Source organism: Nocardioides alkalitolerans DSM 16699 (genome assembly GCF_000426525.1).
Lineage (GTDB): Bacteria > Actinomycetota > Actinomycetes > Propionibacteriales > Nocardioidaceae > Nocardioides > Nocardioides alkalitolerans.
The window spans coordinates 24,749-45,562 of record NZ_AUFN01000011.1 but is presented as its reverse complement, the minus strand read 5'-3'; the positions used below and the strand labels follow the sequence as shown (position 1 = coordinate 45,562).

Here is a 20,814-nt window from a genome sequence, read left to right as displayed (position 1 = left end):
TCGGGCCATGAGCGCCGTGCAGCAGCCATCGCCCGAGGACGTCGTCGCCACGCTGACCCGCCAGGGGGTCCGGGGGGTCACGGTCGGCTGGGTCGACAACAACGGCATCGTGCGCTCGCGCACGGTGCCCACCGCCGAGCTGCCGGCGGTCGCGCGCCGGGGCGTCGGCATCACGGCGGCGTTCGCGGTCTTCGACTCCCACGACGGCATCACGTTCGCCCACGAGGGCCTCGCGACGCCGTCGGGCGACGTGCGGCTCGTGCCCGAGCTGGGCGGCGCCGGCGGCCGCGGCGTCACCGTGCTGGCGGGCCAGCCCGGGCTCGCGTGGGTCGACGGGCGCCAGCTCGACCCCGACGGCGGCACGTGGCCGTACTGCCAGCGCGCCGTGCTCGAGCGCCAGGTCGCGCTCGCCGCCGAGGCCGGCTTCGAGGTGCGTGCCGGCTACGAGATCGAGATGGTCGTGGCCCGCGAGGGCGAGGAGTTCCTCCCGGCCCACCGCGGCCCCGCCTACTCCGCCAACGCGCTGCGCGACGTCGACGAGTTCGTGGTGCGCCTGCTCGGCGACCTCGAGGCCAACGGGCTCGGCATCGGTCAGCTGCACGCCGAGTACGGCGGGTCGCAGGTCGAGATCGCCCTCGACGCCACCGACCCGCTGACGTTGGCCGACGACCAGGTGCTGGTGCGCCAGACCATCCACGCGGCCGCCCGGGCGGAGGGACTGCGCGTCAGCTTCGCCCCCGTCACCACCACCGACGGCGCCGGCAACGGCTGGCACCTGCACACCTCGCTGACCCGGGACGGCCGCAACGCCCTGACCGGCGACGACGAGCACGGCCTCTCGGCGGTCGGCCGGGGCTACCTCGCCGGGCTGCTGCGCGAGCTGCCGGGCCTCGTGGCGGTGACGGCACCCTCCACGGGGTCGCTGCTGCGCCGCCGGCCCGGCTACTGGGCGGGCGCCTACGGCTTCTGGGGCGTCGAGAACCGGGAGGCCGCGCTGCGCCTCGTGCCGTCGTCGACGCTGCTCGGCCCCGACCACACGAACGTCGAGCTCAAGGCGAGCGACGCCTCCGCCAACCCCTACCTCGCGCTGGCGGTCGTCATCGCGGCCGGCCTGGCCGGCGTGCGGGACGGCGCGGAGCTGCCGGCCCCCGTGCAGGAGGACGTCGGCACCTGGGACGACGCCGCGCGGGCTGCCGCCGGGATCGCCCCGCTGGCGACCACGCACGCCGAGCAGCGGGCCCACCTGCTGGCCAGCCCGCTCGTGCGCGACGTGCTGGGCGACGACCTGCTGGGCGCCTTCGTCGCCTGCCGCGACGCCGACGCCGCCTGGGCGGCCGACCACACCGTCGACGAGGTCGTCTCGTCCCTGCGCTGGGTCTACTGACCCCGTGGCCCTCGCCCCGCTGCCGGGCGCCGAGCGCGTGCTCGCCGCCCAGACCGCCGCGCTCCCCCAGCCCGACCAGCTCTGCGGGCCGTTCACGGCCGCCGCCGCGCTGCACGCCGTGCTCGACGACCCGCCCGGCGTCACCGAGCTGGCGCTCGCGAGCGGCACCCACGTGTGGCCCCACGACGTCGCCGCGTGGCGACCGGACGGAGCGCCGCTCGACCGGCGCGGCTGGGACGTGCTGCCGACCGCCCCCTCCCCCGAGGCCTCCGGCACCGACGCCGCCGCCCTCGTCGCCGGCATCGGCACCGCCACCGCCGGTCGCGTCAGCGTCCTCGCCGTGCCCGGCAGCGCCGACCCCGCGCCGTGCCGCACGCTGCTCGCCGACCTCGTGCGCGCGCCGTACCCGCTGGCGGTGCTCGCGAACGTGCGCACCGGTGGCCTCGGCGTGGCGTGGGACGTGGGGCACTTCGTGGGGCTGTGGGCGTACGACGCGGAGGCCGACGAGGTGGGGCTGGCCGACACGTACGTCGAGCTCGGCGCCGAGGGGCTCCCGCCGGGCGCCCGGATCGTCGGGGTGCCCGCGCTGGCCGCCGCCCTGTCCGCCCCGCCGGGACGCGGCCTGCTGCTGCTGACCCGCCCCGACGACGTGGTCGCCGCCTCCGGGTCCGTCGCCGCCGCCGGCCTCTCCACCGGAGTCTGGGCGACCTGAGGGGGTTGACCCCGCGGACGAGGTCGGGGGAGGTTGGTCGGGACCGACCCGGTCCGTGACCACCGACCCTTCATCTCGGGAGAAGAAGTGCTCCGTCGAACTCCGGGCGCGCCCACGCGCGTGCGCCCGCCCACCGCCAGCCCCATCGCCAGCCCCACCGCCAGCCCTGTGCCGGGCTCCACCGCCGGCCCGCTGAGCCGTCGGGCGCTGCTCCGCCGGACGGGCGTGATCGCCGCGGCACCGGTCGTCGTGACCGCCACCGGCGGGGTGCTCGCCGGCTCCGTCTCGCCGGCCGCCGCCGCCACCGCCGCCGCGACCGCCTCGGGCACCGAGTGCCTGGCCGACCTCATCGAGCAGGGGGCGGTGAGCCGTGCAGATCTCCTGGCTTGAGGACGTCCTGCGGGGCGCCGGCGTGAGCGTCGTGGTCGAGGGCGACTGGCTGAACCGCTCCGCCGGCGCCAGCTTCGAGCCGATCGGGGTGCTGTGGCACCACACGGCCGCGCCGAGCAGCGCCGAGCGGCCCCACCCGGCGCTCGACATCTGCATCAACGGCCGCTCCGACCTGCCCGGCCCGCTGTGCCAGGCCCTGGTCGACCACTTCGGCGTCTTCCACCTCATCAGCGCGAACCGCTGCAACCACGCGGGCACGAGCGGCGGGTCCGGGCCCATCCCGGCCGGCGACGGCAACACGCTCATGATCGGGTGGGAGATCGACTACGCCGGCGACGGCGGGGGCGGCGTCGTGCAGGAGATGACGCCGGCGCAGTACGACGCCAGCGTCGCCGCCACCGCGGCCGTGCTCCAGCGTCTCGGGCGCTCGGCCGACCACGCCCGGGGCCACCGCGAGACCTCGACGAGCGGCAAGATCGACCCCTCGTTCATCGACCTCGACGCGATGCGGGCCGACGTCGCCGCGGCCATGGGCGAGGAACCGCCGCCGACCCCGCCGGGCACCCCGTTCCGCACCTGGGTCGCCGGGGTCAACGTGCGCCCGACGCCCGACACGACCGGCACGCCGGTGGGCTACCTGCCCACGACGACGACCGTCTACGTCGAGTGCCAGACCGAGGGCGAGACCGTCACCGAGAGCGGCTACACCAACAACCTCTGGTCGAAGCTCTCGAGCCCGCACGTCGGCTACATCAACAACGTCTTCATCCAGGGACCCGCCTCGCTGCCCGTGGACGCCTGCCCGATCTGAGTCGACCGGTCCACGGCTTCGGGCCGCCCGGTCGCGCTCAGCGCCGGTCGGGCGACCCGGCGAGCAGGAGGAAGCGTCCCAGCGACACCAGCAGCGCGAGCACGCCGGCCGCGATGAGGCCGAACCCGACGTACGTCAGCACCAGCGTGCCGGTGGAGCGCACCGACTGCTGCGCCGACTGGCTCGAGACGACGAGCACCAGGACGCCGACGATGCCGAGGAACACCGCGCTGTAGGTGAGGTCCCGCACGCGCTCGAACGCGGTGCGCGCGGTCACCACGCCCCCGGCGGGGGTCGCTGCGGCGTGGCGGTCGTGATGCTGCCCCGGGTGGAGGCCGGGGCTGCGCGGCGCCGGCTGGTGGACGGGCCGGACCTGCTGGACGGGCGGCTGGACGGGCGGCTGGACGGGCGGCTGGACGGGCTGCTGGACCTCTGGGGCAGCCGGCTGGACCGGTGAGGACGGGTAGGGCGCGAAGGGGCCGGCGAGGCGGCTGGTCCGACGCCCGGGCTCGGACGGCCCCACCCGGACCGCGGGCGCGAGGGCGACCGGAGCAGGCACGAGGGCGACGGCAGCCGTGGCGACCGGAGCCAGGGCGACGGGCTCGACGACCGCCGGCGCGTGGGCGACGGTGGGAGCGGGAACGTACGCAGCCGGAGCGGGAACGTACGCAGCCGGGGCGGGGACGTAGGTCGCCGGCGCCGGCACGGGAGCGAGGCGGCTCGCGACCCGGGCGGCCGGTCCGCGGCGCTCGTGGGCGGACGGCGCGGGCGCGACGGGCGCCGTACCGAACGCCCCCGCGACCAGGCTCGCCGTCTGCCGGTCGGCGAGGAGCAGCGCCTGGAACGTCTCACGGTCACGGACGTCGGGGAACGTGTGACGGGTCGGGGTGCGACCGAGCACGTGCAGGATCACGCCGTTCGGGCCGACCATCTCGACCGCCTCGACCTCGCTGAACGGCACGCTCACGAGGGAGCCGTCGGGCTCGCTCCACGTGAGGCCCACGACGGAGAGCCCGAGGAGGCTGCGCGCCCCGAAGCGGTTGACCCGCCAGAGGTGCCGCTCGGGCGGCAGCTGGCTGCGGACCCGGTCACCGAGGGCCGGCACCCAGGCCGCCACCGCGTCGTCATCGAGGTTCATGGGGGAACTCCCTTCCGCCGTCATTGTCCGACCGCGGAGGAGCCCGGCACGAGGGGCAGGACCGTCCCGACACCGTCCCTGGACCCAATCTTGTCGCCGCCTTGATGCCCGGTGTCCACCGGAGGTCCATCGGGCCGCCGGTCTGGACCAGGGGTCCAGACCACCTGGGGCGATCGACCGGGAGGATCGGCCGGATGGATCAGATGGGAGAGGTCAGCGCGTCGCGGTGGCGCTGGGCGCGTTGGTCGTCGGGGCCGGGGCGCTGCTGGTCGGGGCCGACGAGCTCGGCGACTGGGTCGGCTCGTCGGACTCGGACTCCGTGGGCTCCGAGGTCGCGGACCCGGTGGGGTCGCTCTCGGTCGGCGCGGAGGTCGTCGGGTCGTCGCTGCCCGAGCCGGTCGGGTCGCCGGTGGCCGGCGCTGTCGGGTCGTCGGAGGAGCTGCCGCCCCCGCCGAGCTGAGAGAACGTCGTGCGGGAGTCCCCGTCGCTGCCGCCGGTGATCGACGAGGCCGAGCGCCCCACGAGCAGCTCGATGACCACGAGCACCACGACGGCCGCCACGAAGAGCCCGACCGCGGCGATCGCGACCGACTTCCACGGCAGGGCACGGAGCCGCTCGCCGACGGTGCCACCGGCCTCACCGGCCGACGCCGTCGAGGAGGTGGCGGCGGCGGCCGGGTCCGGGGACGGACCGTCGCCGTACAGGTCGGTCGGCCCCGGCGTCGCTGCCGCCTCCAGGTCGGCGGCGCTGACCTGCGTCATCATCTGCGTCGACGACTGGTCGGCGACCGGGGTCACCGTGGGACTGGCCGTGGGACTGGCAGCGGGGTCGGCACCCGTCTCGCCGTCCATCCGCGGTCGCAGGATCGGCACCTGCACCGACAGCACCCTCTGCTTGCTGCGCGCCAGCGAGGTCGTGTAGAAGCTCGCGGCCACGGAGGCGATCACGCTGCCCATGGCGGCGCCCACGAGGGTGCCGGCGGCACCGAGGGTGGAGAGCAGGAAGGCCGAGGAGACGGCGGCGAGGGCTCCGCCGGTGAGCGTCACCCAGTCGAACTGCATGCGGGGGGTTTCGTCGGACATCGGATCGAGTATGCCGCCCGGACCAACCGCCCCGGCCATCCACGCAGGGGTGTGCCCGGCCACCTCCTGGGCCGCGTCGGCCGGCGCTCCGGGGGGTCCGGGACCTTCCTGCGACCCGTGGTGCCGCTCACCCGCCGCGGCCGGGTTCAATGGTCGTCGTGTACGACGACTGGCCCGTCGCTGCGGCGTTCGCCTTCCTGTTCGCGGTGGCGATGCTGCGCGCGGGGGCGACGTACGCGCTGGGCCGCGGCGCCCGGGGAGCGTCGGCCCGCAGCGAGCGGACCACGCGGCTCCTCGCCCGTCCGGAGGTGGTCCGCGCCGAGCGGGTCGTGGGCCGGTTCGGGGCGCCCGCCGTCACGCTCTGCTTCCTCACCGTCGGCGTGCAGACGGCCGTCAACGCGGCGGCGGGGCTCCTGCGGATGCCCCTGCGCCGCTACCTCCCCGCCCTCGCCGTCGGGGCCGCGATCTGGGCCACGATCTACGTCACCGTCGGGCTCGCGGTGCTCTCCGCGGTGTGGGGCGGCCGGCCCTGGATCCTGGGCGTCGCCCTCGCGGTCGTGCTGGTCGTCGCGGTGGTGGCGCGCGTCGTACGACGCCGTCTCGACCGGGCCGGGGCCCGCCCCGCGGACGCGCCCGAGGCCTGAACCCGCGCCGTACCGGCCCGTTGTCGCCGCGAGGTGGCAGGGTGGCCCCGTGCACTTCATCGGCGTCGATCTCGCGTGGGGGGAGCGGCGTCCCACGGGCATCGCCGTCCTCGACGAGCGCGGCCGTCTGCTCCACACCGCCAGCGTCACGCCCGACGAGGCGATCAGCGCCGAGGTGGCGCCGTACGTCGCGGGCCCCTGCGTGGTCGCCTTCGACGCGCCGCTGATCGTGCCGAACGAGACGGGCACCCGCCCGGCCGAGACGGCGCTGAACAAGGACTTCCGGGCGTTCGAGGCCGGCACCCACCCGACGAACCGCAGCAAGCCGGAGTTCGCCGACGGTCCGCGGGCCGAGCGACTGGCCAAGGCGTGGCGCCTCGTGCTCGACCCGCAGAGCAGCGGCCGGCGTCGGGCCGTCGAGGTCTACCCGCACGCGGCGACGGTGGCGCTGTTCCGGCTGGGCCGCACGTTGAAGTACAAGCAGAAGCGCGACCGGACGTTCGCGCAGATGCGCTCGGAGATGCTGCGCCTGACGGAGGAGCTGGAGAAGCTCGCCCGGGCCCGCACTCCCCTGCTGCTCGCGCGGCGACCCGTCTGGGAGAACCTCGTGGCGACGGTCGAGCAGGCGCAGCGCAAGTCCGAGCTGCGGCTCGCGGAGGACCAGCTCGACGCGATCGTCTGCGCCTACGTCGCGATGCTGGTCGAGCTCGAGCCGGAGCGCCTCACCACCTACGCCGACCCGGAGACGGGCTGGCGGGGCGGGGCGATCGTCACGCCCACGCTGCCCGAGGGCCTCCAGCCGGCGCCGCGCCCGAGCCGGGTCGAGCGGGCGCGCAACAAGGCGGTGGAGGCGTACGCCGCGCGGCTGCCCAGCACCCAGACCGCCACCGAGCAGGCGCTCGCCCTCGTGACCGCCGTGCTCGACGACGCGGGCATCAACTACCTCTCCATCACGGCGCGGGCCAAGAACGTGGCGTCGTTCGCGGCCAAGGCGGCGTCGCTCGAGGAGGGCCAGCTGCGCTACGCCGACCCGCTGGCCGAGATGGCCGACCAGATCGGCGTGCGGGTCGTCACCTACCTGGCCAGCGACGTCGAGGCGGTGGCGGACGTGCTCGGCGACGAGTTCGTCGTGCTCGGCGACCGCGACAAGGGTCTCGAGACGGCGCGCGCCGGACGCTGGGGCTACTCCAGCCGCCACCTCGACCTGACCCTGCCCGGGGGCGACGTCGACGAGCCCGACGAGATCTCGGGCAGCGTGCCCGTGGCCACCGAGGCCCTCCACGGCCGCATCGTGGAGATCCAGATCCGCACGGCGCTGCAGCACGCCTGGGCCGAGTTCGAGCACGACATCCGTTACAAGGGCGAGGTGCCGCCCGAGCACGCCTCCGAGCTCGACCGCCGGTTCACGCTCGCCGCCGGCCTGCTCGAGCTGGCCGACCGCGAGTTCTCCACCATCCGCGACCAGCTGCGCGGCAACCAGGTGCGCAGCGGCGCCGCCAACGGGGTCTGGATGCAGCCGGCCACCGTGATCCGACCGACGAACGACGCCCCCCGCCTCGCCGCGGGCGACCTCGCGGCCTACCTCGCCGGCCGCTACCCGGGCGCCGGCTGGTCGCGCACCGACCACTACGAGTGGGTCGCCGGGCTCCTCGCCGAGCTCGACATCACCACCCCGGTCGAGCTCGCCGACGCCATGGCCGAGGTCGACAGCGACACGGTCAACGCCGCCATGGCCTACCGCTACCCCGCGGGCGCCGTCCGTCGCCTCGACGACGACCTCCTCGCGGCCTACGGCGAGCAGTACGTCGCGCTGCCCGGCAACGGCGACCGCGTCCCGCTCCTGACCTCCCGGCTCGCGAAGCTGCGCGGCGAGGCCTGAGCCGGCGGCAGTTTCGCCGCTCGAGCGGCGAAACTCCCCGGAGTGTGTGCCATGGGTGTCACCAGGTGGCACGAATGGGACACACTCCGCAACCGGGCGGGGCCTCGGGAGATGCTGACCCGGGGAGCCTCCGGCCTTCGCGGCTGCGGTGTACGCGCCCCATCCGCCCTGTCGCTGACACCGCAACCGATCGGGCCCTCGCGGCTGCGGTGTACGCGCCCCATTCGCCCTGTCGCTGACACCGCGACCCGTCGGCGAGGGACCACCCGTCGCCGCGCAGACCGGTGGCCGGAGCTCCCGCCCCGTCCTATCGTGGCGCCCGTGACCTCCGCCGCTCCCGGTCCGGGCCCCTGGACCACCGACCTCCGCACCCGGCTGGACGAGCTGCTGGAGGAGTACCGCGAGGCCCTTCGGGCGAGCCTCGACGGGCTCACCGAGGAGCAGGCACGCGAGCGGCTGGTGCCGTCGAGGACGACTCTGCTGGGCCTGCTCAAGCACGTCACCTACGTCGAGGGCGTCTGGTTCGACCAGGCCGTCACGGGCCGCACCTACGCCGAGATCGGCATCGCCACCTCGCCGGACCGCTCGTTCACCCTGACGACGGCCGACACCGTCGCCTCCGTACGGGCGGCCCATGCGGAGCGGTGCGAGGCGTCGCGCCGCACGATGGCGACGCTCGACCTGGGTGACGTCGTCGGCGGCCGCGGCGAGCGCACGGTCTGGGCGCTCTACCTCCAGGTGCTGCGCGAGCTCGCCCAGCACGCGGGCCACGCCGACATCCTCCGCGAGCAGCTGCTCGCCGCCGCGGACTGACCGGCGACGCCTCAGAGCGCCGCGCGCTGCGCCGTGCCCGCCCGGCCGCAGGCGCGCAGGCGTCGTACGACGAGCACGCCGCCCCGCACGAGGCCCCGGGTCGACAGCGCCTGCAACGCGTAGCGGGAGCACGAGGGCGTCAGGTGGCACACCGGGCGGGCCCGGCGGGCGGAGACGTTGACCTGGTAGGAGCGCACGGCGCGGGCCGCGACCCGGGCGCCCGGCGTGGCGGGCCGACGGGTGTGCGGGTCGACGGCGCTGGCCCGGAAGAGGCCGAGCACGGTGCGCAGCAGCAGGGTGAGCGTCATCAGGCTGAACAGGTCGCAGCCCGTGCAGCCGCAGTCCCCGCAGTCGATGCAGTCGTCGCGGCGCTTCTTGCGGGCCGCCCTGCGCTGCGCCGGGGTCATGGCCGCACGCCGGCGCCGCCGGTCTCCGAACCAGCTCACAGGGACACCTCCGGGAACGCGATGACGGACAGGAAACGGATCGGCAGGTCGACAAGCTCGACCGGCCCGTGGGCGCCCTCGCCGTCCATCTGCAGCGAGTCGCCCGGGGTGAGGCGGTAGACGGTGCGGCTGTGGCTGTAGTCCATGACGCCCTCGAGCATGTAGACGAACTCGGTGCCGGGGTGCTGGAAGAGCGGGTAGGTCTCGCTCTTCTCCGTGAGCGTGACGTGCAGGCACTCGAGCCGCTTGTGCTCGCCGCGCAGCGAGCCGAGCAGCTCGTACTCGTGGCCCTCCTTCGTGCCCGCCCGCACGATCTGCGCGCCCGTGCCCTGCGCGACGAACGCCGCGGGGCGCTCCGCGTCGGCGCCCCGGAACAGCGAGGTGACCGGTACGTCGAGGCCGACCGCCAGCCGGGCGAGCGTCGAGAGGCTGCAGGAGGTCTGGGCGTTCTCGATCTTGCTGAGCATCGCCTTCGAGATCCCGACCTTCTCGGCCATGTCCCCCACCGACAGCCCGTGCTGCATCCGCAGGAGCCGCACGTTGCGCGCGATCGCCTCCTCGAGCTCCAGCTGCTCCAGCGGCTCGGAGGGGTGGCGCTCCCGCGCCGTACCCGCGAGGTTGCGCAGCAGGGGTGCGTCCGAGGCTGCTGCGCGGGTCGGAGCCGGGTCGGCCCGGCTCTTGTCGATGGACATGGGTGAACCCTAGGAGACGATCGGCTCCTGCGGGCGGAGCAGCAGCGACTCGAGCACGTCGGCGAGCGCCACGGCCCCCGTCTGGGCGTCGTCGTCCTCGACGCTCTCCTCCGGCGAGTGCGAGACGCCCGTCGGGTTGCGGGTGAACAGCATCGCGGTCGGTACGACGGACGCGAGCACCCCCGCGTCGTGCCCGGCGCCCGTGTCGAGCACGGGTGCCTGCGGGAGCACGTCGGTCAGCCGGGCGCGCAGGCCGTCGTCGAAGTGGACCGTGCCGCCGTACGACTCCTCCACGAGCACGACCTCGCAGCCCTCGGCCTCCGCGACCGCGACGGCCCGGCGGTGGATCTCCGCGACCACCGCGGCGGTGACCGCGTCGTCGGGGTGGCGCGCGTCGAGCCAGACGTCGACCCGCGACGCGATGACGTTCGTGCCGCCCGGGACCGGCTGCACGCGGCCGACGGTGGCGCGGGCCCCCGCGTGGTCGATCGCGACCTCCCGGGCCGCGAGCACGATGCCCGCGGCGGCCACCATCGGGTCGCGCCGGTCGAGCATCAGCGTCGTGCCGGCGTGGTTGCCCTGGCCGGTCACCGAGAACCGCCAGCGGCCGTGCCCCAGGATCGCCGAGCCGACGGCGACGGGCTCGCCCAGGTCGACGAGCCCCCGGCCCTGCTCGACGTGCAGCTCCACGAACGCGCCGATCGCGGCGAGGCGCGCGGGGTCGGGGCCGATCCGGTCGACGTCGAGGCCCGCGCGGGCCGCGACCTCGGCGAAGGTCAGCCCGTCCGCGTCCGTCAGGGCCCGCGCCCGGTCGGGAGTGATCGCGCCCGCCAGCAGCCGCGACCCGAGGCAGGCGACACCGAACCGCGCGCCCTCCTCCTCCGGGAACGCGACCACGGCCAGCGGCCGCTCGCTCCGCACGCCGCGGGCGTCGAGCAGGTCGACCGCCGCGAACGCGGAGGCCACGCCGAGCGGTCCGTCGTACGCCCCGCCGCCGGGCACCGAGTCGAGGTGGCTGCCGGTGACGACCGCGGCCCCGGGGCCCGCCGTGCCGCCCGGGCCGCCCGTCGCCCCGCCCGTCCCGTGCCGCCACGCCCAGAGCGCGCCGTTGCGGTCGGTCTCGACCTCGAGCGAGCGGCGCTCGGCCTCCGCGACGAACCACTCGCGCAGGGTGGTCTCGCCGTCGTCGTAGACGAAGCGGGAGTAGCCGCCGCGGGTCGCGTCGCGGCCCACGTCGGCGATGTCGCGCAGGAGGCCCGCGACGGAGGCGGGAGCGGTCGGTGCGTCGGTCGGACGGCCGGTCAGCCCGCCGCTCACGCGTCGACCTCCGCGACGAGCCGGAACCGGTCGGGCACGTCGCCGGCGCCGGTGGCGGCGTCGGCCGCGATCCGGCCGATGACCGGGGCGAACTTCGCGCCGTGGCCCGAGCAGGGGGAGACGACGGTGATGCCGTCGGCGCCGTCGATCACGAAGTCCTCGTCGGGGGTGTTGGTGAACAGGCAGGTGGTCTCGGCGTACGGCTCGGGCACCAGGCCCGGGAGGTGGCGATCGACGTACGCGACGACCCGCTCGCGGTTCGCGGGGTCGACGACGCCGTCGGCGTGCGCCGCGGACGGCACCACGCGTCCGCCGTTGTACTCCGCCACCTTCTGGCCGCGGAACTCCGCGTCGCGGCCGCCGGGCAGGCCGTAGACCTGGAGGTCCGGCTGCTTGTGGATGAACGTCGGCCACGTGCCGGTCGGCGTCTCGCGGTAGGGGAAGTGGAAGGCCTGCTCCTGGCGCACCTGGAGCGGCGGCACCCGTCGGCGCAGCGCCTCGGGGAGCGTGGGCAGCAGGTCGGGCAGCCACCCGCCGGCGCTCACGACGACGTGGTCGGCGCGCAGGTCCGCCCCGTCGGCGGAGACGACCCGGAAGCCTGCCCCGTCGCGCTCGACGGTCGCCACCGGCCACCCGGTGAGCACCGTCGCGCCGGCCTCGGCCGCGAGCCGCGCCATCGCCAGCACGGCGCCCTCGGCGTCGATGACGCCGGCGCCCGGGTGCCACAGCACGGTCGAGTCGAAGGCCAGCCCTGGCCAGCGCTCCGCCGCGGCCGCAGCACCCATCAGCTCGTGCTCCACCCCGACCTCGGCCATCACCGCGGCCAGGTGCTCGGGCTCGCGCAGCGACCCGTGGTCGAGCGACCCCGTCGGCGTCACGAGGGTCTGCCCGGCCAGGGACTCGAGCTCGGTCCAGGCCTCGCGCGAGCGGGCGACGAGCGCCGTCCAGAACGTCTCGGCGTAGCCGTAGCGGAAGATCCGCGCCGACCCGTGCGAGCTGCCGTGCTCGTTCGCCGGCGTCGTGCGCTCCACGAGGGTCACCTCGCGGCCGCGCCGCGCCAGCTCCCAGGCCGTCGCCGCGCCCGCGAGCCCGGCCCCCACCACCACGTACGACGTCATCGTCGCCCTCCGCTCCCCTCGGTCATGTCGTCGGCCCCTGCTGCTCCTGCTGCCCGGCCGTTCCTGCTGCTCCGGCCGTCACGGCCACCTCCACCAGCGTCGCCGCTGCCGCGCCGAACCAGCCGGCCCGGCGCGGCAGCACGACCTGCCCCGCGACCGCGCGGGCGTCGTCCACCCGCACCTCGCCGGCGAGCACCCACAGCGCCACGACGGACGCGTCCCAGCGGCCGGCACCGTCGACGATCCTGCGCCGCATCCTGCCGGTGCCCCAGGCGCGGTCGACCATGAGGTTCAGGTTGAGCACCGGCCCGTCGACCGGCACGGCGCGCACGACCGCCTCGCCGGAGTAGGTCAGCGCCGGCCCGCGGTCGACGCGCCGTACCTCCCCGTCGACCTCCAGGTCGAGGCCCTCCCCCGCCACCACGGCCGACCAGCGCTGGAGCCCGTCGAAGCGCGAGTACGTCGCGGGGCCGACGATCTCGGCCACGCTGACCCGCCACGTGCTCCCGTCGACCGTGGGGCCGACGCGCAGCTCCCGCGTCGTGCCGCCGCCGTTGCGCCACGGCACCCCCGGCAGTCGTGCCGGGTCGACGACCTCGGCCGCCCCGGCCCCGCCGCGCGCCAGGGCGCCGACCCTCACCACGGGCGGCTCAGAACCCCTGGCCGGGGATCCACGAGGTGCCGGCCAGCGGCACGCCCGCCATCGCGGCGGCCTCGATCGTGAGGGCCACGAGGTCCTCCGGCTCGAGGTGCGTCACGTGCGACTTGCCGCAGGCACGGGCGATGGTCTGCGCCTCCATCGTGAGCACGCGGAGGTAGTTCGCGAGCCGGCGTCCGCCCTCGACGGGGTCGAACCGCAGCTGCAGCTCGGGGTCCTGGGTGGAGATGCCCGCGGGGTCGCGGCCGTCCTGGTAGTCGTCGTAGTAGCCCGCCGAGGAGCCGATGGCCTCGTAGTCGGCCTGCCAGCGCGGGTCGTTGTCGCCCAGGGCGATGAGCGCCGCCGTACCGATCGCGACCGCGTCAGCGCCGAGCGCGAGGGCCTTGGCGACGTCGGCGCCGGTGCGGATGCCGCCGGAGACCACGAGCTGGACGGCGTCGGCGCCGGAGCGGTGCACGCCCAGCTCCTGCAGCGCCCGCACCGCCTGCGGGATCGCCGCCAGCGTCGGGATGCCGACGTTCTCGATGAAGACGTCCTGCGTGGCCGCGGTGCCGCCCTGCATGCCGTCGACGACGACCACGTCGGCGCCGGCGTGCACGGCGAGCTTCACGTCGTAGTAGGGCCGCGAGGCACCGACCTTCACGTAGATCGGCTTCTCGCCGTCGGTGATCTCGCGCAGCTCGGCGATCTTGATGGTGAGGTCGTCAGGGCCGGTCCAGTCGGGGTGGCGGCATGCGCTGCGCTGGTCGATGCCCTGCGGCAGCGTGCGCATCCGGGCCACGCGCTCGTTGATCTTCTGGCCCAGCAGCATGCCGCCGCCGCCGGGCTTGGCGCCCTGGCCGAGCACGATCTCGATGGCGTCGGCCTTGCGCAGGTCGTCGGGGTTCATCCCGTAGCGGCTCGGCAGGTACTGGTAGACGAGGTGCTTGCTCTCGCCGCGCTCCTCGGGCGTCATGCCGCCGTCGCCCGTGGTGGTCGAGGTGCCGGCCTCGCTGGCCCCGCGCCCGAGCGCCTCCTTCGCGCGGCCCGACAGCGCACCGAAGCTCATGCCGGCGATCGTGACGGGGATGGCGAGACGCAGGGGGTACGTCGCGTTGCGGCCGCCCAGCGTCACGTCGGTGTCGCAGCGCTCGCGGTAGCCCTCGAGCGGGTAGCGGCTCATCGAGGCGCCGAGGAAGAGCAGGTCGTCGAAGTGCGGCACGGGACGCTTGGCGCCGCCGCCCCGGATGTCGTAGACGCCGGTCGCGGCGGCCCGCTGGATGTCGTGGATCGTCGCCGCGTCGAACGTCGCCGAGGGGCGCAGGCCGCGCTGGGCGAGGTGGTCGGGCGTGGGGTCCGTCTGCTGGGTCATCGGGGCTCCTCAGTACGCCGAGGCGTTGTCGACGTGGAAGTGGTAGAGGCTGCGGGCGGAGCCGTAGCGCGTGTACGACGCGGGGTCGTCGTCCTCGAAGCCGGCGGCCTTGAGCAGCGTCGCCAGCTCCTCGAGGTGCTCCGCGCGCATCTCCTTGCTCACGCAGTCGGCGCCCAGCGAGGCGACCGTGCCGCGCACGTAGAGCCGCGCCTCGTAGATCGAGTCGCCGAGGGCCTCGCCGGCGTCGCCGCGCACGACGAGACGCCCGGCCTGCGCCATGAAGGCGCTCATGTGGCCGATCGAGCCGCCCACCACGATGTCGACGCCCTTCATCGAGATGCCGCAGCGGGCCGCGGCGTCGCCCTCGACGACGAGCAGGCCGCCGTGCGCCGTGGCGCCCGCGGACTGCGACGCGTTGCCCTTGACGACCACCGAGCCGCTCATCATGTTCTCGGCCACGCCGACGCCGGCGTTGCCCTCGATGACGACGTCGGCGCGCTGGTTCATGCCGGCCGCGTAGTAGCCGACGTGGCCGTCGATCGTCACCTGGAGCGGGCGGTCGAGGCCGGCGGCCACCGAGTGGGCGCCGCGCGGGTTGCGGATGACGACGGGCTCGTCGGCCAGCGGCGCGTGGCCCTCGACCTCGCGGCCGTGGAGCAGGCCGTTGAGGCTGCGGAGCGGGGTGGTGGCGAGGTCGAGCTCGCGGGCCGTGCCGACCGTCTCCGTGCCGACCGTCTCCGAGTCGATCGTCTCCGTGCTCAGCGCGTCCATGCGTAGATCCTCTCGGGCTCGGGCTCGTAGATGCGGGCCGCGGCGACGCCGGGCAGGCCGACGAGGGCGCGGTACTCCGACGCCATCGCCACCCAGTCGTCGGTCTCGGCGATGATCGCGGGCTTGCAGGCGATGGCGTCGCGGACGACCGCGAACGAGCGGGAGTTGCTCACCAGCAGCGTGTAGAAGCCGTCGAAGGTGACGAGCAGCTCCTTCAGCGCGGTCTCCACGTCGTACCCCGCCTCGAGGCGGTCGGCCACGAAGCGGGCGCCGACCTCGGTGTCGTTCTCGGAGTCGAACGCGACGCCCTTCGCGCGCAGGTCGCGGCGGATCGAGGCGTGGTTCGAGAAGGAGCCGTTGTGCACGAGGCACTGGTCGGGCCCCACGGCGTAGGGGTGGCAGCCCCCCGCGGTGACCGCCGACTCGGTGGCCATCCGGGTGTGGCCGACGCCCTGCCAGCCCTGCGCCTGCTCGAGGCCGAAGGCGGTCGCGAGGTCACGGGGGTGGCCGACGCCCTTGAGCACCGCGACGTCGTCGCCGAAGCCGGTGACGAGCGCCTCGGGGTACGACGCGACGACCGCGGCGCGCAGCGCGACGACGTCGGAGGCCCCGGCGGTGGTCGGGCTCGCCACCGCGTGGGCGACCAGCGTCGGGCCGGCGTCGACGACCTCGACCGGGGACCCGAGGGCGGCGGTGAGGGTGGCCGCGGCCTCGTGCGCCGACGTACCGCTCGTCAGCGCCGTGCTCGCGGCGTCGGGCACGAAGGAGACCGCGACGCTGCCGGCCGGTGACCAGCGCGGGTCGCCGTACACGGCCACGCCGGCCGAGTCGGCGCCCCGGTCCTGCATCTCGCAGAGCATGCCGGTGAGCAGCTCACCGAGGCGCGGGTAGAGCTCGGGGTTGCGCAGGTGCAACCCGACGATGCCGCACATGGGGGTCCTCTTTCTTCTCTGGTCGGGGGGTCAGTACGCCGTGAGGTAGCGGTCGGTCTCCCAGTCGGTGACCCGGGAGTGCCAGGAGAAGAACTCCTCGCGCTTGGCGTGGGCGAAGTAGGCGGCCACGTCGAGCCCGCTGTCACCGGCGGCGGCGCCGAGGGCGCCCGCGATCACCGGGTCGGCCTCGAGGGCCTCGACCGCGTGGAGCAGGGTGCGCGGCAGAGGCGCGCGGACGGTGCCGTTGTCGCCGCCGACGGAGCCCGGGTCGAGGTCGCGCTCGAGCCCGTCGAGGCCGGCGCCCAGCGACGCCGCGATGGCGAGGTAGGGGTTGGCCGAGCCGTCGCCGCCGCGCAGCTCGATGCGGTGGTGGTCGGGGATCCGGATGAAGTGCGTGCGGTCGTTGCCGCCGTACGTCGGGAAGCGCGGCGCCCACGAGGCCCCCGAGGTGGTGCTGACCGCGCCGGTGCGCTTGTAGGAGTTGACGCTCGGGCCGAGCACCGCCTGGAGGGCCGAGGCGTGCTCGAGCACGCCGGCCGTGAACGCGTACGCCGTGGCGCTGAGGCCGAGGCCCTTGGCGTCGGTGTCGCTGTCGGCGACCGGGAAGGTGGAGGCGCCGTCGCGCCACAGCGAGAGGTGCAGGTGGAGGCCGGACCCGGTGCGGTCGGAGAACGGCTTCGGCATGAAGGTCGCGATCATGCCGCGCTCCTCCGCCAGCATGGAGATGAGGTAGCGCAGCGTGACGACGCGGTCGGCGGTGGTGAGCGCGTCGGCGTAGGCGAAGTTCTGCTCGAACTGGCCGTTGCCGTCCTCGTGGTCGTTGGCGTAGTTGCCCCAGCCGAGCTCGTTCATCGCCCGCGAGATGCCGGCCAGGTGGTCGAACATCCGGGTGACGCCGCGGGCGTCGTAGCAGGGCTGGTCGGCGCGGTCGGCCGGGTCGGCGGTCACGAGCGTGCCGTCCGCCTCGCGGCGCAGGAGGAAGTACTCGACCTCGGCGCCGACGTACGCCTCGAGGTCCTGGCTCTCCTTGAGCCGGGCCAGCATCGACTTGAGGATCACGCGCGGTGCGAACGGCCAGGGCTTGCCCTCGACGTAGGGGTCGCAGTGCACGATCGCCAGGCCCTCCTTGATGAAGGGCACCGGGGTGAACGAGGCGGGGTCCGGGATGACCATCAGGTCGGGGTCCTTGGGCTCCTGGCCCATCGCGCCGACGGCGTAGCCGGCGAACCCGACGCCCGTCGTCTGCAGCTCCTCCACCGCCTCGATCGGCACGAGCTTCGCGCACGGCTTGCCGTTGAGGTCGACGAACAGCGCGAGGATGAACGTCGTGCCGGCCTTCTCGGCGAGCGTCGCGAGGTCCGCGGCCTCGGTGCTCTGCTCCTGGATCTCCGTCATGCTGGTCCGCCTCCGCTTGTTCACTCTAGTGAATCACTGTCTACGAGTAGTAGACACGGCGGGTGTTACGGAGACGTTGCGCCGTCGCAACGATCGGTGGCGGGGTGAGAGGCGTCGCGGGGTCGGCGGGTCGGGCGGCAGCACTCCCCGGGGAGGTAGTCCCTGACGTTCCGGTCGTTCCCCGGACGGATCGACGACCACTACGTCAGGGACTACCCGGCCGCCGGCCCGGCGCACCACCACGTACGACGCCGGGCCGGCACCCCCGCAGGAGTGCCGGCCCGGCGCCGGTGGACCAGGGCCTCGTCGGAGGCGGGGTCAGCGCGTCACGGGCGACCCGTGGGCGTCGCCCAGACCCAGAACGAGCGGACGCTGAACCGGAACGCGTCGTCGTCGGGCACGAACGTGAGCGCCACCTGGTAGCTGCCCTTGCCCGGCGGGATCACCGGGGTCGTGAGCTGGCGGCCCGATCCGTCGTACCGGTGGGCCACGACGACCTGCTGCGCCGTGCCGGCCTGGCGGATGCTGACGTAGACCGTGCCGGTGACCTCGCGGCCGCCCTCGCCCGCGTAGTAGACCTGGATCGGCTTGGCCGCGCCCGACCGCGCGAAGCGCCACGGGGCGCCCGGCTTGATCTGCGACCCGACGCCGTACTGGCCCGCGACGGGCTGCGGCTCGGGTTCCGGCTCGGGCTCCGGGTCGACCGGCACGGCGACGCAGTCGAGGGTGCCGGAGCGCAGGGCGTGACCGTCGGTGCTGCCGTCGTCGGCCCAGAGCACCTCGCGCGCGCCGTCGACGCAGGTGGCCGGCGGCGCGATGGCGAGGCCCTCGTTGTTGAGGTTCGGCATGCCGGCCGGACGCTCGACGACCTCGGTGCGGGTGAACTCCCCCGCCCCACCGACCTCGAAGAGCGCGGTGCGCCCCTGGCAGCCGTCGTCGCAGCCGACCCACAGCTGCTCGGTGGCGGGCTCGTACTCGAGCTCCATCACGCCCGGGAAGCCGCTCGCGAACGAGGCGAGCCGGGTGAAGGTGCCGTCGGCCGCCAGCGAGTAGGCGTAGACCGTGCCGTTGGCCTCGACACCGACGAGGTAGACGCCGTCGGCGGTCGGGTAGCGGGCCGGGTCGTACGCGGCGCCCGTGCTCTGGTCGACGAAGCCCTGCGCGACGAGCACCTCGTCGGGCACGAAGGCGATGCCCTCGAGGCCGGCGTTGGCGCCCAGCACGGGCAGGTCGGAGGCGAGGTTCCACTCGGTCGTGGCGCTGAGCGACGCGCCCGTGGCGGCGGCGTCGTACCTGAGGATCGACGGCCGGCTGCCGCCACCCGCGTTGTTGCGCTCGCTCGCGACGTACAGGCCGTCGGCGCCCACCTCGACACCCTCGGCGTCGACGTCACCGGTGCCGTCGGCGTAGTGCAGCGCCTTGCCACCCGCCCAGCCGGCGTCGGCGACCCACTGGTCGCCCTGCGGCACGAGGCGGTGGAGCGTGCCCGGACCGTTCTGCACGGCCCAGACCACGTCGCCCGACTCCTCGAACACGAGCCCGCTGAGGTTCGAGGGGTAGGTGCCCGCCGGGTCGGCGGTGGCCACGTCGGGCGAGCCCGGCCACGGCGACGTCTCGAGGTCGCCCTCGCACGCGTTCGCGGCGCCCCGTGTCGGCTGGCGCGTGACGGCGACGTCACCCGTGCCGTCGGGGCAGCGGCCGTACGTCGTGGCCGCGTGCGCGGTCCAGGCGTAGGAGTCGACCGGCGTGCCCGCGGCGTCGACGAGGCGTACGGCGTCGGCGCCGCCGAGCCCGTACGACGCCTCGACGTCGGCGACCCAGTAGCCGCCGGCGGCGATCGTCGTACCGGCCGGGACCTCGAAGCGGTGCGTGTCGTCGCTGTCGGTGAGCACCCAGCCGCTGACGTCGACCGGGGTGACGCCGTTGTTCTTCAGCTCGACCCAGTCGCCGGGCGTGCCCCCGCTGGACTCGACCTCGTTGATGCGCACCGGGGCGGAGCAGTCGTTGGCCGCGCCCTTGGTCACCGAGGTGGTGACGACCCAGTCGTCGCCGCAGCGCCCGTTGCTGGTGGGGGCGTGGGCGGTCCAGGACCGCTCGTCGACGAGCGTGAAGCCGTCGGGCAGGTAGAGCCGCGCCATGTCGGCGGAGCCGAGACCGAAGCCCAGTGCGGCCTCCTCGACGACGTAGAAGCCGCCGGGGGCGATGCTCGCGCCCGCGGGCAGGACGGCGGTGTGGAGCGGGTCGCTGTCGCGCACGACGAACCCGCTGAGGTCGACCGTGGTCGCACCGGTGTTGAGCAGCTCGACCCAGTCGCCGGGCACGCCGCCCGTCGACACGGTCTCGTTGATCACGACCGCGGGCGTGGTGGCCACGACGGGCAGGTTGCCGGCGCCCTTGGTGGGCTCCGCCGTCGGCGCGAACTCGCCGGTGCCGTCGGGGAAGCGCCCGTACGTCGTCCCGGCGTGCTGGGTCCAGGAGTAGGAGTCGACGAGGGTGTCGCCGTCGAAGATCCGGGCGGAGTCGGCGCCGCCGAGCCCGAAGGTGAGGAACGGCTCCTCGACGACGAAGAAGCCGCCCGGGGCCAGCGTCGTGCCCGCGGGGATCGCGAGCGTGCGCGTGTCGTCGTCGTCCTTGACCACCAGGCCGGAGAGGTCGACCGGCGCGAGGCCGATGTTGGTCAGCTCGATCCAGTCGCCGCCGCCGGCGGCGTCGCTCGACTCGACCTCGTTGATGCGCACCGCGTCGGCCGGGACGGCCGCGCACTGGTTGGCGGCGCCCGGCGTGGGGGCCGCGGTCGCCCCGAACGCGCCGGTGCCGTCGGGGCAGCGCCCGTACGTCGTCGGCGTGTGGTCGCTCCAGCCGAACTGGTCGACGAGGACGAGCCCGTCGGTGCCGGGCTGGAAGAGGCGCACCTCTTCGGCGCGGCCGAGGCCGAAGCCGGTGCGGCCGTCGACGTCCACGTCGACGTCGACCACCAGGTGGCCGCCGGCGGGGATGACCGTGCCCGCCGCGAGGGCGAAGTCACGGATGTCGCTGTTGTCGAAGAGCTTCCATCCGGAGACGTCGACGGGGGCGGTGCCGACGTTCGTCAGCTCGACCCAGTCGGTCTCGCCGATGTTCTGCGCGATCTCGTTGATGCGGACGTCGGAGGTGGGGTCGGCGGCCGGTGCGGCGGCCGAGACCGCTCCGACCGGGCTGAGCACGCTGAGACCGAGCAGCGGCAGGGCGAGGACTGCGAGCCTCGTCCGGGGTGGACGCATGGGGGTGCCTTTCGCGGAGG

19 protein-coding genes are annotated in these 20,814 nt (G+C 74.9%); 7 read left to right on the top strand and 12 right to left on the bottom strand.

The features are described 5' to 3' along the window. Window positions 1-7 precede the first annotated feature (7 nt). From K329_RS0106880 to K329_RS25170, 4 genes are all read left to right on the top strand, one after another. Window positions 8-1,384: a type I glutamate--ammonia ligase gene (locus tag K329_RS0106880; RefSeq protein ID WP_028472465.1), complete on the top strand. Its 1,377-nt coding sequence runs from the start codon at window positions 8-10 to the stop codon at window positions 1,382-1,384. Between the two features lie 4 nt (window positions 1,385-1,388). Next, on the top strand, window positions 1,389-2,096 hold the full coding sequence (locus tag K329_RS0106875; protein ID WP_028472464.1) for a DUF6885 family protein: 708 nt from the start codon (window positions 1,389-1,391) through the stop codon (window positions 2,094-2,096). Window positions 2,097-2,264: 168 nt separating this feature from the next. After that, entirely contained in the window at window positions 2,265-2,486 is a 222-nt protein-coding gene (locus K329_RS0106870; protein ID WP_157571612.1) for a hypothetical protein, read from the top strand. Further along, a complete protein-coding gene (locus K329_RS25170; RefSeq protein WP_211225766.1) occupies window positions 2,467-3,297 on the top strand; it encodes a peptidoglycan recognition protein family protein in 831 nt (276 codons plus the stop codon). The genes K329_RS0106870 and K329_RS25170 overlap by 20 nt, the downstream gene beginning before the upstream one ends. A 37-nt stretch (window positions 3,298-3,334) precedes the next feature. On the opposite strand, the gene K329_RS0106860 is transcribed toward K329_RS25170, so the two are convergent. Next, window positions 3,335-4,435: a hypothetical protein gene (locus K329_RS0106860; protein ID WP_028472462.1), complete on the bottom strand. Its 1,101-nt coding sequence runs from the start codon at window positions 4,433-4,435 to the stop codon at window positions 3,335-3,337. A 213-nt stretch (window positions 4,436-4,648) separates the two neighbouring features. Further along, the gene (locus K329_RS0106855; RefSeq protein ID WP_157571611.1) at window positions 4,649-5,518 is read right to left on the bottom strand and encodes a hypothetical protein; all 870 of its coding nucleotides are present in this window, start codon (window positions 5,516-5,518) and stop codon (window positions 4,649-4,651) included. Window positions 5,519-5,676: 158 nt separating this feature from the next. On the opposite strand from K329_RS0106855, the gene K329_RS0106850 reads away from it, so the two are divergent. The 3 genes from K329_RS0106850 (at window position 5,677) to K329_RS0106840 (ending at window position 8,854) form a co-directional block, all read left to right on the top strand. Further along, complete coding sequence (locus tag K329_RS0106850; protein ID WP_245596462.1) at window positions 5,677-6,162, top strand: DedA family protein; 486 nt, start codon at window positions 5,677-5,679, stop codon at window positions 6,160-6,162. Between the two features lie 49 nt (window positions 6,163-6,211). Continuing rightward, the gene (locus K329_RS0106845; RefSeq protein ID WP_028472459.1) at window positions 6,212-8,041 is read left to right on the top strand and encodes a DUF429 domain-containing protein; all 1,830 of its coding nucleotides are present in this window, start codon (window positions 6,212-6,214) and stop codon (window positions 8,039-8,041) included. Window positions 8,042-8,362: 321 nt separating this feature from the next. Then, window positions 8,363-8,854: a DinB family protein gene (locus K329_RS0106840; RefSeq protein ID WP_043642538.1), complete on the top strand. Its 492-nt coding sequence runs from the start codon at window positions 8,363-8,365 to the stop codon at window positions 8,852-8,854. Between the two features lie 11 nt (window positions 8,855-8,865). Here K329_RS0106840 and yidD read toward each other — a convergent pair whose 3' ends face one another. The 10 genes from yidD to K329_RS30205 all read right to left on the bottom strand — a co-directional run bounded on the left by yidD (window position 8,866) and on the right by K329_RS30205 (window position 20,794). Continuing rightward, window positions 8,866-9,300: a membrane protein insertion efficiency factor YidD gene (gene yidD / locus K329_RS29415; RefSeq protein WP_157571610.1), complete on the bottom strand. Its 435-nt coding sequence runs from the start codon at window positions 9,298-9,300 to the stop codon at window positions 8,866-8,868. After that, on the bottom strand, window positions 9,297-9,992 hold the full coding sequence (locus K329_RS0106830; RefSeq protein ID WP_052336508.1) for a helix-turn-helix domain-containing protein: 696 nt from the start codon (window positions 9,990-9,992) through the stop codon (window positions 9,297-9,299). Before K329_RS0106830 ends, yidD begins: the two co-directional genes overlap by 4 nt. Before the next feature lie 9 nt (window positions 9,993-10,001). Next, on the bottom strand, window positions 10,002-11,309 hold the full coding sequence (locus K329_RS0106825; RefSeq protein WP_084541069.1) for an allantoate amidohydrolase: 1,308 nt from the start codon (window positions 11,307-11,309) through the stop codon (window positions 10,002-10,004). Then, on the bottom strand, window positions 11,306-12,427 hold the full coding sequence (locus K329_RS0106820; protein WP_028472455.1) for an FAD-dependent oxidoreductase: 1,122 nt from the start codon (window positions 12,425-12,427) through the stop codon (window positions 11,306-11,308). The genes K329_RS0106825 and K329_RS0106820 overlap by 4 nt, the downstream gene beginning before the upstream one ends. Window positions 12,428-12,449: 22 nt before the next feature. After that, window positions 12,450-13,070: a HutD/Ves family protein gene (locus K329_RS29410; RefSeq protein WP_052336507.1), complete on the bottom strand. Its 621-nt coding sequence runs from the start codon at window positions 13,068-13,070 to the stop codon at window positions 12,450-12,452. A 7-nt stretch (window positions 13,071-13,077) separates the two neighbouring features. Next, on the bottom strand, window positions 13,078-14,436 hold the full coding sequence (locus K329_RS0106810; protein WP_028472454.1) for an FMN-binding glutamate synthase family protein: 1,359 nt from the start codon (window positions 14,434-14,436) through the stop codon (window positions 13,078-13,080). A 9-nt stretch (window positions 14,437-14,445) separates the two neighbouring features. Then, entirely contained in the window at window positions 14,446-15,207 is a 762-nt protein-coding gene (locus K329_RS0106805; protein WP_028472453.1) for a protein glxC, read from the bottom strand. Next, window positions 15,195-16,139, bottom strand: a complete 945-nt coding sequence (locus tag K329_RS0106800; protein ID WP_028472452.1) for a class II glutamine amidotransferase domain-containing protein — start codon at window positions 16,137-16,139, stop codon at window positions 15,195-15,197. The genes K329_RS0106805 and K329_RS0106800 overlap by 13 nt, the downstream gene beginning before the upstream one ends. A gap of 30 nt (window positions 16,140-16,169) precedes the next feature. Further along, complete coding sequence (glnT, locus tag K329_RS0106795; RefSeq protein WP_043642537.1) at window positions 16,170-17,534, bottom strand: type III glutamate--ammonia ligase; 1,365 nt, start codon at window positions 17,532-17,534, stop codon at window positions 16,170-16,172. Between the two features lie 326 nt (window positions 17,535-17,860). Further along, window positions 17,861-20,794 carry a lamin tail domain-containing protein gene (locus K329_RS30205; protein ID WP_169721577.1) on the bottom strand — a complete coding sequence of 978 codons (2,934 nt, stop codon included), beginning with the start codon at window positions 20,792-20,794 and terminating at the stop codon, window positions 17,861-17,863. Window positions 20,795-20,814: the final 20 nt, after the last annotated feature.

Excerpts from the sequence above, each read along its gene's own strand:
- K329_RS0106880 (WP_028472465.1), top strand. The coding sequence starts at position 8 with ATGAGCGCCGTGCAGCAGCCATCGCCCGAGGACGTCGTCGCCACGCTG.
- K329_RS0106860 (WP_028472462.1), bottom strand. The coding sequence starts at position 4,435 with ATGAACCTCGATGACGACGCGGTGGCGGCCTGGGTGCCGGCCCTCGGT.
- K329_RS0106855 (WP_157571611.1), bottom strand. The coding sequence starts at position 5,518 with ATGTCCGACGAAACCCCCCGCATGCAGTTCGACTGGGTGACGCTCACC.
- K329_RS0106830 (WP_052336508.1), bottom strand. The coding sequence starts at position 9,992 with ATGTCCATCGACAAGAGCCGGGCCGACCCGGCTCCGACCCGCGCAGCA.
- K329_RS0106820 (WP_028472455.1), bottom strand. The coding sequence starts at position 12,427 with ATGACGTCGTACGTGGTGGTGGGGGCCGGGCTCGCGGGCGCGGCGACG.
- K329_RS0106810 (WP_028472454.1), bottom strand. The coding sequence starts at position 14,436 with ATGACCCAGCAGACGGACCCCACGCCCGACCACCTCGCCCAGCGCGGC.
- K329_RS0106805 (WP_028472453.1), bottom strand. The coding sequence starts at position 15,207 with ATGGACGCGCTGAGCACGGAGACGATCGACTCGGAGACGGTCGGCACG.
- K329_RS0106800 (WP_028472452.1), bottom strand. The coding sequence starts at position 16,139 with ATGTGCGGCATCGTCGGGTTGCACCTGCGCAACCCCGAGCTCTACCCG.
- glnT (WP_043642537.1), bottom strand. The coding sequence starts at position 17,534 with ATGACGGAGATCCAGGAGCAGAGCACCGAGGCCGCGGACCTCGCGACG.
- K329_RS30205 (WP_169721577.1), bottom strand. The coding sequence starts at position 20,794 with ATGCGTCCACCCCGGACGAGGCTCGCAGTCCTCGCCCTGCCGCTGCTC.